The organism is Calothrix sp. NIES-2100 (assembly GCF_963875285.1).
Classification (GTDB): Bacteria; Cyanobacteriota; Cyanobacteriia; order Cyanobacteriales; family Nostocaceae; genus Aulosira.
In genome coordinates, this window is sequence record NZ_CAWNLA010000001.1 from 7,690,117 (window position 1) to 7,704,759 (window position 14,643).

Sequence of the window (14,643 nt, forward strand, 5' to 3'; positions counted from 1 at the left end):
GTTATTTGAGATAGTAAGCCATATCATATTTTTCTCAATTACTTGCAGCACAGCTCAAAGAAATCTATACTGACCAGCTATCAGGCGATCGCAGAATTTCTAGGAGAGCAATAATACTTATGTCGTCATACATATGTCCAGTTTGTGGAAACCCTTCAGATACAAATCAGCAAATTTGCTCTAATTGTCGCTTTCCTGTAATGCATTATAAAGCTCAGTTCAACCCAACTTTAGTAGTAAAAGAGTTAGAAAATTTCCAAAAGGCGGCTGAAAGCTGGGGGAATGAATTATATGCTGAACATTTGCAATTAAAAAAACAATTAGATGGTTTTCAGTCTTCATCAACCACAAATCAAGTGACAGATGAAGGTTTAGATCGGTTTGCAGATCAAGAAGAAAATAACGAACACCACCAGATGATATCTCTGAATAACCAAATGCAACAAGAGATATCATCTCTTCACCATAAGATAGATGTAATTAATCAAGATTATAAAAATCTTGTGCGTAAGTTAGAACAATTAACGAATGAACTACCAGAGACAATTCATGATATTGAGATAGTAGATAAATCTCAAAGAACTCAATTAGATAAGAGGAATGCAAAGATCAGAAAATTTCAAGGAGATTTCAGATCGTTAGTAATTTCGTTAACAACAAATAAGTTTTCTTTAGAACATCGGGAGAGAGAACAAATACAGACAGCAGCAGAGGCGCAAAATCAGGAATCACCAATTCAGCCAGCCAAATCAAATCAAGAACAATTGGAGCTTCAGTCTATTATAAAAGAATTGAGGAAAATTGTTTCGCAACTTCAGCCCCAGGTTAATCATACAACTGACGAGCGATCGCCTTTTCAAGCTGAACTACAAAATTGGAACCAGTATGTTTCGCAACTATTTCCACTACTTGAGCAACGCTTTAGTGAAAAAGTGAGTTCTTTAAACGCTGATTTATTAAAAGAAATTAAAAATTTAGCTTTACAAACTCCGGAAAAAATTACCTCAACTAATATTGCAACTAGCGAAAACATCAAAGATTGTGGGTACGAAATCCCTCAAACATCAGCACTTCAACCTCAAGCAACATTTCCCAGTCAATCTTCTGCTTTGCCACAGTTACCATTGGTATCACAGTATAATCAGAATCCAGATTATTTTTCAACATCCGCACTGGAAGTTTCAGAGACAGAAGAAAGTATTAATCAACGCCGTCTTGGTAATCAAGCAGTAATTATTGAAAAAGTCCGCAAGGGTAGAGGAAATTATTGGCTAATAACTGAGACAAATGAACATTATTTAGTCCCTAAAGGAGGTTTAAAGATTAATCAATATAATTTACCAACAATAGAAGCATTATTTCAATGTACTGGAGATTCTCCCGAAAACTTTCAGAAATTTACACTCGTCCAACCAGCGATTGTTTTTCCTATAGAATCTGAAAAATGGCGGCTTGAAAAACTGGGTATGTTAGAATTTGAAGCCTAGATATTTTCATAACATACGAATATTCTCAACCGAGCAGTATTGCACCCTGAAATTATTGAAAATAGTGCAATATGTCAGTCAAAAATCCTCAACTCCATTCCTGGTTTGGATTTGATGTCAAATTATGTTAGGTGCTGACAGTTATTTGGGTTAGTAGGCCTTATCATAAGTTTTCTAAATTACTTGCAGCACAAACTCAAAGAAATTTATACTGATGAGCAATCAGGCGATTGCAGAATTTCTAGAAGAGCAATAATACTTATGTCGTCATACATATGTCCAGTTTGTGGAAACCCAAACCATACAAATCAAGAGTATTGTCCTGAGTGTGACTTTCCTGTAACGCGTCTTCTTTCTGCATTTGATGGACTCAAAAAGGAACAAGTGCTGAAATGGGCTAAGGAAAAATATTTTAAGTTACAAAAAATAGAGAAAGACAAAGCTGACTTGGCTGAAGGCTTGGATCAACTACGCAAGCAGCTTCCACAACATATTGTTGTTGAATACGCCGACCAACAAAGATTAAATGACCCTAAGTCAAAACTTGTAAGCAAGATAAGCGAATGGAACAAAAATATGGGAGAGTTCAGCAGCAGTTTCGATCTGTTAATTACTAGTAATTTATTAAAATCAAAACCAGGAACAACAAATTCTGTACAGCAAATCCAGAGTAATCAAAATCCTTTCATAAATCTAGCAGCAAAACAACCAAAAGAGGAGCAACAACCTCAGTCTCAACAATCAAATCAAGAACAATCACAACTCCAGTACTTGACAAAAGAGGATTTGAGTAAAATTTTTCAAGAGGAGCGATTGCTTTTTCAAGCTCAAATACCAAATTGGAGCCAAACTATTTCAGTAGAAGTACTTTCTCAGCTTGACCAACAATTGAGTGATAGTATAGCTAACAAAATAATAGCAGCATTAGTAGAAGCAACAAATAAAAATCTTACCAATAGCCCTCACGAAAATGTACTAGAAGAGAATATTCCGCGAGATGAAAACACCGAAAAACCGACATATCAAATAATCCAACAACCAGCGATTCAATCTCCAGAAGTATCTTCTAGCCAACATTCTGCTGAGTCCCAGTTCCCTTGGGTGTTAGCTTATAATCAAAACCCAGAATTTTTCTCGGAATTTGCTGTGGAAGTATCAGAAACAGAAGAAAGTATTAATCAACGTCGTCGTACTACTAATCAAGCAGTAATTATTGAAAAAGTCCGCAAGGGTAGAGGAAATTATTGCCTACTAACTGTAAAAAGTGGATATTACTTATTACCTAAAGGAGATTTAAAAATTAATCAGTTTAATATGCCAACAGTAGAAGAATTATTTAAATTTATTGGATATTCTCCTGAAAATTATCATAAGTTTTTGCTCGTGAAACCAGCAATAGTTTTTCCTATTGAACCCGAACAAAAATGGCAGCTTCAAGAACGTGGTGTACTGCAATTTTAATCTAGGTATATCATCAGCAATATGCTAGTAGATTGATTTGAATTGGCACAACCCTTGATCTTAGGTAAAACCATTATAGTTTGATTATGAAAAAGGTAAAAATCTTAAAATCACTACTACCTTTATTAATAGTGCCATGTCTATTAGTAGACTGTCAAGCTTTAATCACTCGTGCTGATGAAATCAATCATAGCTCATATGTTGTCAGCCAGCAGAAATCAGAATCTGATGCTCCAGACATTAAAGAACTAACTCAGGCGTATAATGAATTTGAGCAATCTATTAAGACCTTAATTAACGAACTTCAGGAAGTAGTTAAAAACAATAAAGATAAAAATTCTGTAGATGTTAAAACACCAAATGACAAGCTAAAACAACTGCGTCAAGCTAACGATAATTTGCTGGCTCAAAAAAAATCTAGCTTGGAAGATACACTTAATAACATCAACACTACTCTCAATGAAATATCAGGAATTGTTGAACCCTTAGCTAACGGTTTAACAGTTAAAAATGTCGCCCAAATCCAAAATTTTCTTGGACTTACCCAAGATCCTTCAGTTAAAAGAAATTTAGGCAAATTTGGGACAAAAACTCAAACAGCTATGCAAAATTTTTTCAATGAGCGAAATCGAAAATTAGCTGCTAATATTGAGGAATTGAAAAAAGTTAGTCAGAACAATGCCAATATTAATAATAATCAAAATCCAGCTAATTTAGAAACTGAAAATCAACAATTAAAAACCGAAATAAAGACTTTTTATTGGAAATATAACTTATCTGTTACAGCCGCATTCGTTGCTGGTATATGTATAGGATTGCTGGGAGTAATTTCGTATCAAAAAATACGTAATAAAGGCTCCAATGAAACGCAAAGTAGTTTTCCAAGTCCCGAAGTACAAGAGTCTACTTACACTCCCAGTGAAAATTACCAGAATTATACCGCACAACCTATTAAACAAGAACCTGAATCTAAATCAAAAACAAAAATAAATCCATCTAAGTCTGCTACAGAAAATCCTGCTAATACTCCAGCAGCACCTAACAACAAGTCTATTACTAAAATAATTAATAATGCATCTGTTACTGAATTAATAACAATTTATAATCAAAATCGCAATTCCTTATCTAAATATGCTACAGAAGTTTCCGAAACCGAGGAAAGCATTAATCAACGTCGTTTAGGTAGTCATCAAACAGCAATTCTCGAAAAAGTCAGTAAAGGCAAAGGTAGTTATTGGATAATCCATAAAGAAGGCATAGATTATCTTGTTCCCAAAGGAAATATCAAGATAAATGAATACAACTATAAAACAGTTGAATCTTTATTTGAATGTCAAGGCTATCAACCAGGTATTTCCAGTAATTTCGTACTGGTTAAACCAGCACAAGTTACCCCAAGTTCTCAACAAACTTGGGAAATTGTTGATTACGGCGTGCTAAAATTTTAATAAATCAACATTATCTTATAAAAAATATAAATTAATCCATAGTAATTCTAAATAATTCGTCAACAACAAGATACCCGACTTCTTAAAGAAGTCGGGTATCTGAAACCTTACTGATTAGAAAATTGGCAAAAATTTACACTCGTGAAGCCAGCCAAATTTTTTCCTATAGAAGGTGAAAAATGGCAGCTTCAAGAACGTGGTGTACTAAAATTCGAGTTTTAATTTTTATTACTTTAAATTAAGTAAAAGCAATAAATCAAATATTAACATTTTTTATTTTTATTAAAGATTTATTAAAATATAGGAATCTTATTTGATTTTTGAAATACAGGTAGGTTGGGCATTGCCTGAGAGGATGTTTGTCAAGTCAATAAGTAGACTCGAAACCACTCTTCTGCGATGAGAGAGGCTTGTAAACCTCAGCTTTAAGAATAAATCATTTTTTCAAATATCAAACCGGACTACTATATATTATTTATATAACCAGGTTGTGAGGATGGAGCATTTTAATATAAATCTTTCAGAGTTAATAGAAATTTATAATTATAGACCTCATGTGCTTTCAAGAAAAGCTATCAAAGTGTCGCTTACGGAAGACGATATTATCATTCAAAATAATCCGCAAATTTTTTTAGAAACTACCAGGAATGGGAATTATTGGGTAATAGTTACAGAAGATAGTAATTACTGGCTTTTACCAAAAGCTAATCTCAAAATAGATATATTTAAGTATGAAACGCTCAAATTATTATTTAATTGCGATGAATATCAACCCGAAACAGCCAAAAAGTTCTCCCTCATACAGCCAGCCCAAGTTGATCCTACACCCGATTCTCTGAAGTGGAAGCTTGAAAAACCAGGAAAATTAGAATTTTTAAATTTTAGTAAAACTTCGGAATTATCTAAATTACAAGCAGAAATTGAATGCTTAAATGAAGAAAATAATAAACTTCAGTTTCAGTTAGAACAATTATCTCAAGAGCCTTATCAATTGCAGTCTCAATTCAAACAATTAACTGAACAGATTCAATCACAAAAACAAGAATTTAACAAGCAAATTCAGCAAGCTGCCCAAGAAACTCACTCTCTATTAAATAGAATGCAGATGCAATTTAGCACTCAGCTTAATAAGCTAGAGACTGAGTTAAAAGACATCAAAATTTATTTAACATCAAATCAACAAAAAAAATTACCACCTGTTAACAAAGATTTTCAAATATCTACAACTCCAACTCAAGAAGTATCTTTTAACCAAGCTGACGGTTCACCACAGTTATCTTGGTTGTCGGCTTATAATCATAACCCAGATTCTTTCTCAGAATTGGCTTTGGAAGTTTCAGAAACCGAAGAGAGTATGATTCAACGTCGTCTTGGTAATAATCAGCCAGTAGTTATTGAAAAAGTCCGTAAAGGTAGAGGAAAATATTGGATACTAATATTAAGTCAGCAAAATTATTTAGTACCTAAAAGCGATTTAAAAATCAATCCATTTAATTTATCAAGAGTTCAAGTCTTATTTCAATGTATTGATTATTTACCCGAAAAATCTCATGCATTTACCCTGATAAAGCCCGCAGTTGTTTTTCTGAACGAATCGGGAAAATGGCAACTTCAGGAACTCGGTGTACTTAAGTTTTAATTTTTTATAGGAATTTTTTAAGGATAAAATCATTATTTATGATGTTAAATCCAGAAGATTTTGAAGAAATTTTACAAAAATTTAATTATATATTTGATAAGGTTAGTGAATTAGAGCGGAGATTGGTTTTTCTAGAGAATTCTGTGGGAAAGATAAATAAACCCACCGTCATAGACTCAGGAATAAAGGTAACTGAGGCTATGGAAATTCCGACAATTAACAAAGTCAATTTTTCCCAAAATGAGTTAGTAGAAATTTATAATAGTGACTTCCAGCAGCTAACTCCTTATGTCATAAAAGTATCAGTGACAGAAGATAGCTTGTCTCAACAAAATTTTCATAAAATTTTATTAGAAAAAAGAAGAAATGCTAACTATTGGATTATAGTTACTCAAGAAGATGATTACTATCTTTTACCAAAAGGTAATCTGAATATTGATCGGTATAATTATCAAACAATAGAATCTTTGTTTCAGTGTCATGGATACCAGCCTGATGTATATAACAAATTTATCCTGAATCAGCCCGCTATCGTTGAACTAACATCAAATGGGCAACAATGGATGTTGGCTCAAAGAGGAGCATTGCAATTTACTACAACTGTTTTGGATGGTTCAGAGGTAGTAGATATTAAAAATTTGGATGAAAATCCGGCTGATAACAGCAATACAAAAGGTCAGTTAGAAGCATCTAGTTCTGTATTTCAAAATATATCAATATACCCAGAAGAGCGTTTGCGATCGCCCGAAGAAATATTATTAGTTAATGACTATAACCAAAAACGTAATTTATTTGCATCAATATATTCTGTAATAGAAGTTCGTGAATCAGAAGAAAGCATTAATAGAGAGTTTTTTATTAAAACAGAAAATAAAATTCAACTGGTACAAGTTCGCTTAGGTCATTACTGGATAGTCACTGCGGAACCAACAATTTACCTATTTCCTAAGTTGAATATTATAATTAATCGGGAAACTTTAGAAATAGTCCAACCTCTATTTGAATGCCAAAATTATCAAGATGAGCATTCTCATACATTCACATTAATTAAACCTGCAAAAGTATCTCCTCTGTTTCCCGGACAAAATGGGATACTGCTGACTTCTGTAGAGCGGTGGATACTGGTAGAGCGGGGGGTACTGGGATTTACAGGTTAAATTTGACAATAGTCAATGGTCATTGGCCAATTGTCAGTGGTCACAAAATTCTATACTGTGGACTATGGACTATTGACGATTGAGTCTTAACCACCTTAATCTTTATTTATTGTGCCAGTTGCGTAAGGCCAATGAATAAATGGATTAAGTGTCTCAGTGATTATGCATAGCTTGTATTAAGCTGAGTTGACATGTATCCTAAGGAATATTTTCACTAGAATAGTTGATAAATCGCTAAAAAAAGCAATTTTTGTTTAAAGACTAAAGATTCCTTCCATTTAAGCGTTGTAACTCGTATTTTTTAAGGATAACATGGAAATAATTGTGTACTGACTACTCACGCCAGGTTTGGCCTCAGTTTTTCTATGGAAATTCAATTAATCAATATAGGTTTTGGCAACATCGTATCTGCTAATCGAGTAGTTGCTATTGTCAGTCCAGAGTCTGCACCGATTAAGCGGATCATTACCGATGCACGGGACAGAGGTCAACTGATTGACGCAACTTATGGTCGTCGGACGAGGGCTGTAATTATCACCGATTCCAGCCACGTAATTCTGTCGGCGATTCAACCGGAAACTGTAGCTAATCGTTTTGTCATTTCTCGGGAGCATCAAGTGGTAGATAATTGAGTCGGGCTGGGCTAACAGCCCTACCCTATTTGCGCCATATCAGCAGTACCATGTGAATTAGACGACTTTTTTGTCACCCGTGTGGCAAATTTCTTAGTCAAGAGTTACACACCTAACAGATACTAGACTAATAAATCCAGGTCTATCGATTAATTCACAGGTTTAGCGGATGATGCAAGTTCTACCCATCCAGAGTGGTGCTACTACTAAAGAATGCCCGCCTTCCGGTCGGCTGATTGTTTTAACGGGTCCCAGTGGTGTTGGCAAAGGCACTTTACTGCGTGCGTTGTTGCAACGTCATCCGGAATTATATTATTCCGTGTCGATGACGACACGTTCTCCTCGTCCAGGAGAAATTAACGGCAAACATTATTACTTTGTCAGCCGTAGCAAGTTTGAACAATTAGTTGCTCAAGGCGAATTTTTAGAGTGGGCAGAATTTGCAGGTAATTATTACGGCACACCCCGGGAAGCTGTGCTTAGCCAAGTTGGGTCTGGAAAATTGGTTGTACTAGAAATTGAGCTGGAAGGGGCAAGACAAATTCGCACTTCTTTCCCTAGTGCGCATAGCATTTTTATCTTGCCACCTTCCTTTGATGAGTTAGAAAAACGGATTCGGGGTCGCGCACAGGATTCTGAAGCGGCTATTGCCCGTCGTTTGCGCCGCGCCCAAGAAGAAGTTACCGCAGCAGATGAATTCGATGTTCAAATCGTTAATGACGATTTTGAAACGACTTTAAAAGCTCTAGAAGCGGATTTATTTGGATAATATTTTTTAACGATGAAACTGGAAGTCCCCTACATAAACGGTACTCCGTTTTGCTGGTGGGTACTTCACCTAGGCTGACTAAATAGACTGACACAGAAATCGTCTGCATAGGGTAAATCAAATCCCCTATGCAGACGCGCTTTTTATGCCCACCTAAAATTCGTATAGGTGGGGAATTATCGTTGGACTGGTTAACCCACTAAACCTTGAATGAGTGCTAGATTGATAGTCAAAAAGTAAGCAACTATTGCACCACCAATACCACCAATTAAGAAAGCACTGGCAAAGTTATTCCAGCCTTCATTGGTAGTAAAAGCATCTGGAGGATTACCTGCGGTAACGCTAGACAGTGCTTTGGGAGGATTGCTGTGGGTATACAAGGATAGAGCGGCGGTCAGAAGTACAACCAAGCCTACTGCTCCCAGTAACCCAGCTAAGTCAGCACTACTTGTATTCCGCAGGGGACCTAATTTGGCGAAGGGGCCAAAGAACCAGTAACCATGAGCCATACCAACTTCTAGCCCGCGTCTAAAAGGAAGAAGACCAGGGCGATAGGCGGGTAAGTTACCAATAAACCACTTCACTAAGGGAGAAGAATTAATTGGGGTTTCTAGGTTGCCTGTTTGAGGATCGCGCCCTGCGGGAAAAACAACTTCACGATTTCGAGGATCGCTGGGAAGATTTTTGGATGCATCTACTGCTTGCGCCATATTTTATGTTCGCCTCTAAATTTAGAATTGTGGCAGTTTTCTATTAATAATAATTGTAGCTAAAGGTGCTTTTTGTCAGAGAAGTTTAGAAAAATTAATTTAGTTAATGAAAAAAAGAAACTCTTACGCTGTAAAGAGCGTAAGAGCTTCAACAAATTATTTGTACTGCGTATTTTAGCTATATTTTCACCTATATAGGCGAAAATATATAGCTACACAATATTAGACAGAAGACAAGATATTCAGGTTATAAAAATACCGTCTTCTACCTATGGCAGTGGGTGGAAAAGTAAGTCAGGGAAAAAGCGGTTAAATTCAATCAAAATTCCAGCTGTGATTGTCAACCAAATGGTGGCTGCTACAGGTGCGGTGGAAATAAATTTAACCAAATATGACGATGAGTCGCCTTTGTCTGCCATGAATTTAGTCTCCAAAACAAGTTAATCGATCGATGCTGATGAATTAGCGTGGGGAAATGGGGATTTCTGTATCCTTGGCTGTTAATTTACCAGAGAGTAATTCTTGGACAGCCGCCGCAGGCCAAGCAAAGCCTGTGGCCATAATTGGTAGCGCCAAAGCCAGATCGATTTGGATTTCTTTTTGTTCGGTGTCAGGTCCCTTTTTGATTGCTTGTAGATAAGCACGACCTACCCAACCAATCCAACCAGTAATGTACAGGAAGAGAATGCTGGGAATTAAGAAGTCGCCTGCACGGTCAAGACGACCATCAACAATCAAATGGGGATAGCCCTCAGGACCACAAAGCGCTTGAGAATAACGCTCAAACCGCTTTTTCCCAGATTCTGGGTCAGCGGTGGTATTACGGGCATTTTTTGCTAGCTCTTGAAAAGCGGGAGTGTCTGCGCATGGTGCAAGATCAGCCCCCAGCGCCTGGGCGGGCGGGGCAAAATTGAACCAAAGACCAATCGCTAAAATCAAAGCAAACAATCGTCGCATGGAGTTGTTTCCTTTTATTACAAAACAAAAAGTTTTTTGTACAAAACGAAGCGGCTTGTACAGTCTTTATTTAGATAACTAGCAAGTCATCATACTCTTGCCTGGGAACCGAGTAAAGTTTAAGTAAATAAAAGTTAAAGCTTCTCAAACTTCAAATCGGGGATTGGGGAGTGAGGGGGCAGGGGGCAGAGGGGCAGGAGGACAAGGAGGACAAGGGAGATAAATAAGAACGACCCAATGACCAATGACAAATGACCAATGACAAATGACAATGACAACCGTTTTAGCAATCGAAACTAGCTGTGATGAAACTGCTGTGGCAATTGTTAACAATCGTCAAGTTTGTAGCAGTATCATAGCTTCACAAATCCCGATCCATCAGCAATATGGCGGGGTAGTGCCAGAGGTAGCATCCCGCGAGCACTTAGAAACGATCAATTGGGCGATCGCACAAGCTTTGGAACAAAGCCAGATGAATTGGTCACAAATTGACGCTATTGCAGCCACCTGTGCCCCTGGACTCGTAGGCGCACTGTTGGTAGGGTTAACTGCTGCCAAAACTTTGGCCATGATTCAACAAAAACCATTTTTGGGAGTGCATCATCTCGAAGGACACATTTATGCAACTTACTTGAGCGAGCCAAGTTTAGATCCCCCTTTTCTTAGCTTACTAGTTTCCGGTGGACATACAAGCTTGATATATGTCAAGGATTGTGGTATTTACGAAACCTTAGGTGAAACGCGTGATGATGCGGCAGGTGAAGCTTTTGATAAAATAGCTCGGCTCTTAAAGCTAGGTTATCCCGGCGGTCCGATTATCGATAAGCTAGCGCAAACAGGCGATCCCCAAGCTTTTGCTTTGCCTGAAGGAAAAGTTTCCTTACCAGGTGGGGGTTATCATCGCTATGACAGCAGTTTTAGCGGGTTAAAGACAGCGGTACTGCGGTTAGTGCAACAGCTAGAGAAAAATAACGCCCAAATTCCCTATTCAGATGTAGCAGCCAGCTTTCAAGAAACAGTAGCGCGATCGCTCACTAAAAGAGCGATCGCTTGTGCCCTAGATTATGGTCTCAAGACAATTGCGGTGGGTGGAGGTGTCGCCGCTAATAGTGGATTGAGAAAACATTTACAAGCCGCCGCTACCCAGCATCACCTACGAGTCCTCTTCCCTCCCCTGAAATTTTGCACTGACAATGCTGCCATGATTGCCTGTGCCGCAGCTGACCATCTGTCACGAGGGCATACATCTCCTTTGACACTGGGCGTCGAATCTAGGCTATCCCTGACCCAGGTCATGAAGTTGTATCAAGCGGGTTAGTTGTCAGTTGTCAGTTGTCAGTTGTCAGTTGTCAGTTGTCAGTTGTCATTTGTCATTTGTGCCAATGCCCAATGCCCACTTGCCCTGAGCGAAGTCGAAGGGATGCCCAATGACTATTGACCATTGACTATTGACTGGATATGACTAGCAACTGCATCTGGCTGCTCTAACATTGCCAAGTGTCCACAATCAGGAATTTCAATGACATTGTCACCACAGTATTGGAATAGCCGATGAAAGCTAGCTAAATGACGGACATATTTAGGTTCCATCACCTTGTCGTGAGTACCTGTCAAAAAATATACTGGTTGCTTGAGTTGAGAGACCAATTGAGGTAAACGGTTGATTTCTTCTTCAGTAGTAGAATCTAAGAGAGTTCCTAAGGCAGCTTCTGGATCGGCGACAACAAAATCGATCACTCGTTGACGGGCCCAATAACGCTCCAAGGGACGCGCTACGGTAGCTCTGGTAAACAGTAAATCAATCCAAGGTATTTGAGATAACCAGCGAGGACGGACTTGTAAAAATCGCTGCCCCATAGAACGGAACTGCTCAAAAGCTTCTTTAAGATAAATGCCACCACCCGCATTAATACAGATAACGCCTTGAACGCAATCAGGCAGCAGATCTGCTGCCCAAAGAGCGATCGTGCCACCTAAAGAGTGACCAATTAGCCAAGCACTAGTAATGTGCAGCTGTTGCAAGAGGATTGCTAAATCTTGAGCATAGGCAGCGGGCGTATACAAAGAATCAAAGGATGAGTCAACTGCACTAGTGGAATTAGCAGCCAGACTTACAGAAACTTCTGCCCGAGTTAACTCGGTATCTGGCTGAGACTGAGATTCACCAAACCCTCGTAAATCGTAGGATAGGCACTGGAAATCTACTGACAGACGGGAAATTACAGGTTGCCAGTATCCACGGCTATTGAGCCAACCGTGAATAAAAACTAAAGCATGGGGGTAAGAGGTGGTGGGAGCCGTTAGTTCGTATGCGTGTGGAACGCCCAGGATTTCGATGGTTGCCATATTTAATATCGTACCTTTAAGGGCGGGTACGACTAAATAGGGACTGCAAAAGCACCAAGGTTAAAGGCTAAAAACTTTTTTCCTAGCCTTCTCGTGTCAAAGACGCACTCACGTTCGGCAAGCCGCTTTGCATCTACATACCTGATACTTCATACTTCATCCTTCATTTACCTAGTAACCGCTGTCGCACTCCTTCAGCAATTTTGTGACCCAAATATTCTGGAATGAGACTTTCATTTGGCCCCAACAAGTAGAGAATTAGCCTTGTACGTCCGCGCCAAACCAGTAAGTTGGCATTGACTACCAGCAAGTCTTCTTGCCAGATGGCGTACATCACTTTGTAAAATAATCCCGGTTGATTATCGGCTTCAATAACTAAAGCTGGGAGATGAAAAACTGGATCGACATAGAATTCTGTCTGTACTTGCTCTAAGCCAGTATCAAGATTGAATTCTACAGCCAGCATTTCTTCTACCTCAAACCGCCCTCCTAAAGCCTCGCGAATGGCCCGACAGACATTGTCTGCGGTTTTTTCAGTCAAGGCTTTGCTACCACGAGATACCAGCAGTTTGATAAACACCAACATTGGCGAGCGGATCTGACCGTATAGACTTAGACCGTGGATAGTCAGCCCATACGCAGCCAGCACACCAAAAATATCGCTGAGGAGAAAAGACTGATTACGGTAAGCAAAATGCAGGGCACTTTTGCTACCTTCCGGTTTCAGCTCGATCACAGCGCGTCTAGTTTTATAGAGACGGTAGGCTAGTCGTAAATTTTGCAGTTGAATCTCACTGCTAACAAACTGTTCATAAAACTGGGGAAACGCTCGGTTAAAGCGTTTTAGGAGTTCCAGAGTTGAAGATTTTAAACCAGAAGCCATCTTTGGGGGTAAGACTCGCGAGATTGGTCACCAGGGGACTGGACAGGCCTAGGGATTAGGTATTAGAAGAAACTGGGGAAGAGTTTTCTGATCTTAATACCCTATATCTAATTTCTAATCTCTATTTACAATTCACTCTTTTATTTTTCGCTTTTGGTGAATTTCTCCTACCTTTACAACAAAATGCTAAAGTTGAAAATGATTGGTCTGAAACACGCCTTAGGAGGCTGTTGCCATCGAGAACCCGAAACACACCAAAAAATTTTTAGTGTGAGGGACAGTAGATGGGGCTGCTACCACCAGACGTGAATCTCCACCTTATTTTGTGGAAGCCAATTCAGTTATACTACCCGAACCACGTTGGCATGGGTTTTTGGAAAACTTGGTTTAGTACTTCTGAATCTACAGCGACAACCAGAACATCTCCCTATGAAGAGATGAGCGCGGACGTTATGGGCAATAGCCCGAATAGCGATCGCATCGTCTTTAGCACAGAGCGAGACATCGATTTGTATGAACTCGAAGAACTCTGTGACGCTGTCGGTTGGTCGCGTCGTCCGTTGAGAAAAGTTAAAAAAGCCATTGAGCATAGTTTTCTCGTAGCCTCGATGTGGCAAGTACGAGGAAACCAAAGGCGGCTAATTGGTTTTGCCCGTGCTACTTCAGATCACGCTTTCAATGCCACGATCTGGGATGTAGTAGTCCACCCTGACTTTCAAGGTAAAGGGATGGGTAAAGCCTTGATGAAATACGTTCTGAAAAAACTTAGAAGTGAAGAGATTAGCAATGTTACTCTCTTCGCCGATCCCCATGTTGTTGATTTCTACCGGACTATGGGTTTTATGGCCGATCCAGAAGGCATAAAAGGCATGTTCTGGTATCCTCATTAAATCCTTGAGCAAATCAAACAACTTGCCACCCACAATTTAGTTATCATAGCGAAAGGTTACTGAAAAATTTAGTTATATAAATTTTGCTTATCAGCTAGCAACTACCTTGATAGTCAAGCTAGTCCGAATGAATACATTTTCATCACCACGTATGAAAAAGGGACAAGGAGGACAAGAAGAGAAGTCTGAGCGCCGGCGTCCGGCGCTCAGAACTTCGGGGAGACCAGGGAGACAGGGGAGACTTTAGGACGGGGAAATCACAAA

General features: G+C 38.9%; 14 protein-coding genes. 9 read left to right on the forward strand and 5 right to left on the reverse strand.

All coding sequences use genetic code 11. The features are described 5' to 3' along the window. Nucleotides 1-119 precede the first annotated feature (119 nt). The 7 genes from AACU32_RS31335 to gmk all read left to right on the forward strand — a co-directional run bounded on the left by AACU32_RS31335 (nt 120) and on the right by gmk (nt 8,593). A complete protein-coding gene (locus AACU32_RS31335; protein ID WP_339378413.1) occupies nt 120-1,487 on the forward strand; it encodes a coiled-coil domain-containing protein in 1,368 nt (455 codons plus the stop codon). Nucleotides 1,488-1,670: 183 nt separating this feature from the next. After that, entirely contained in the window at nt 1,671-2,948 is a 1,278-nt protein-coding gene (locus AACU32_RS31340) for a hypothetical protein (protein WP_339378414.1), read from the forward strand. Between the two features lie 86 nt (nt 2,949-3,034). After that, nucleotides 3,035-4,396, forward strand: coding sequence for a hypothetical protein (locus AACU32_RS31345; protein WP_096605601.1), 1,362 nt, complete (start codon nt 3,035-3,037; stop codon nt 4,394-4,396). Nucleotides 4,397-4,892: 496 nt separating this feature from the next. Beyond that, nucleotides 4,893-6,035, forward strand: coding sequence for a coiled-coil domain-containing protein (locus tag AACU32_RS31350; RefSeq protein WP_096605603.1), 1,143 nt, complete (start codon nt 4,893-4,895; stop codon nt 6,033-6,035). 38 nt (nt 6,036-6,073) lie between these two features. Beyond that, complete coding sequence (locus AACU32_RS31355; RefSeq protein WP_339378415.1) at nt 6,074-7,192, forward strand: hypothetical protein; 1,119 nt, start codon at nt 6,074-6,076, stop codon at nt 7,190-7,192. A 365-nt stretch (nt 7,193-7,557) separates the two neighbouring features. After that, complete coding sequence (gene remA / locus AACU32_RS31360; protein ID WP_086688026.1) at nt 7,558-7,824, forward strand: extracellular matrix/biofilm regulator RemA; 267 nt, start codon at nt 7,558-7,560, stop codon at nt 7,822-7,824. 169 nt (nt 7,825-7,993) lie between these two features. Continuing rightward, a complete protein-coding gene (gene gmk, locus AACU32_RS31365; protein ID WP_096605607.1) occupies nt 7,994-8,593 on the forward strand; it encodes a guanylate kinase in 600 nt (199 codons plus the stop codon). A gap of 191 nt (nt 8,594-8,784) precedes the next feature. Here gmk and AACU32_RS31370 read toward each other — a convergent pair whose 3' ends face one another. The 3 genes from AACU32_RS31370 to AACU32_RS31380 all read right to left on the reverse strand — a co-directional run bounded on the left by AACU32_RS31370 (nt 8,785) and on the right by AACU32_RS31380 (nt 10,260). Beyond that, nucleotides 8,785-9,303, reverse strand: a complete 519-nt coding sequence (locus AACU32_RS31370; protein WP_096605609.1) for a photosystem I reaction center protein subunit XI — start codon at nt 9,301-9,303, stop codon at nt 8,785-8,787. 269 nt (nt 9,304-9,572) lie between these two features. Continuing rightward, nucleotides 9,573-9,722 (reverse strand): photosystem I reaction center subunit IX, encoded by a 150-nt coding sequence (gene psaJ / locus AACU32_RS31375; protein ID WP_096605611.1) that lies wholly within the window; start codon nt 9,720-9,722, stop codon nt 9,573-9,575. 43 nt (nt 9,723-9,765) lie between these two features. Next, complete coding sequence (locus tag AACU32_RS31380; protein ID WP_096605613.1) at nt 9,766-10,260, reverse strand: Photosystem I reaction center subunit III; 495 nt, start codon at nt 10,258-10,260, stop codon at nt 9,766-9,768. A gap of 271 nt (nt 10,261-10,531) precedes the next feature. Here AACU32_RS31380 and tsaD point away from each other — a divergent pair, with 271 nt between their 5' ends. Beyond that, on the forward strand, nt 10,532-11,578 hold the full coding sequence (gene tsaD / locus AACU32_RS31385) for a tRNA (adenosine(37)-N6)-threonylcarbamoyltransferase complex transferase subunit TsaD (protein ID WP_096605615.1): 1,047 nt from the start codon (nt 10,532-10,534) through the stop codon (nt 11,576-11,578). A gap of 113 nt (nt 11,579-11,691) precedes the next feature. Here tsaD and AACU32_RS31390 read toward each other — a convergent pair whose 3' ends face one another. After that, on the reverse strand, nt 11,692-12,606 hold the full coding sequence (locus AACU32_RS31390) for an alpha/beta fold hydrolase (RefSeq protein WP_096605617.1): 915 nt from the start codon (nt 12,604-12,606) through the stop codon (nt 11,692-11,694). Between the two features lie 163 nt (nt 12,607-12,769). After that, a complete protein-coding gene (locus tag AACU32_RS31395) occupies nt 12,770-13,489 on the reverse strand; it encodes a hypothetical protein (RefSeq protein ID WP_096605619.1) in 720 nt (239 codons plus the stop codon). 365 nt (nt 13,490-13,854) lie between these two features. Between AACU32_RS31395 and AACU32_RS31400 the strand changes: the two genes are divergently transcribed. After that, nucleotides 13,855-14,379: a GNAT family N-acetyltransferase gene (locus AACU32_RS31400; RefSeq protein WP_096608257.1), complete on the forward strand. Its 525-nt coding sequence runs from the start codon at nt 13,855-13,857 to the stop codon at nt 14,377-14,379. The last annotated feature ends 264 nt before the right edge of the window (nt 14,380-14,643 follow it).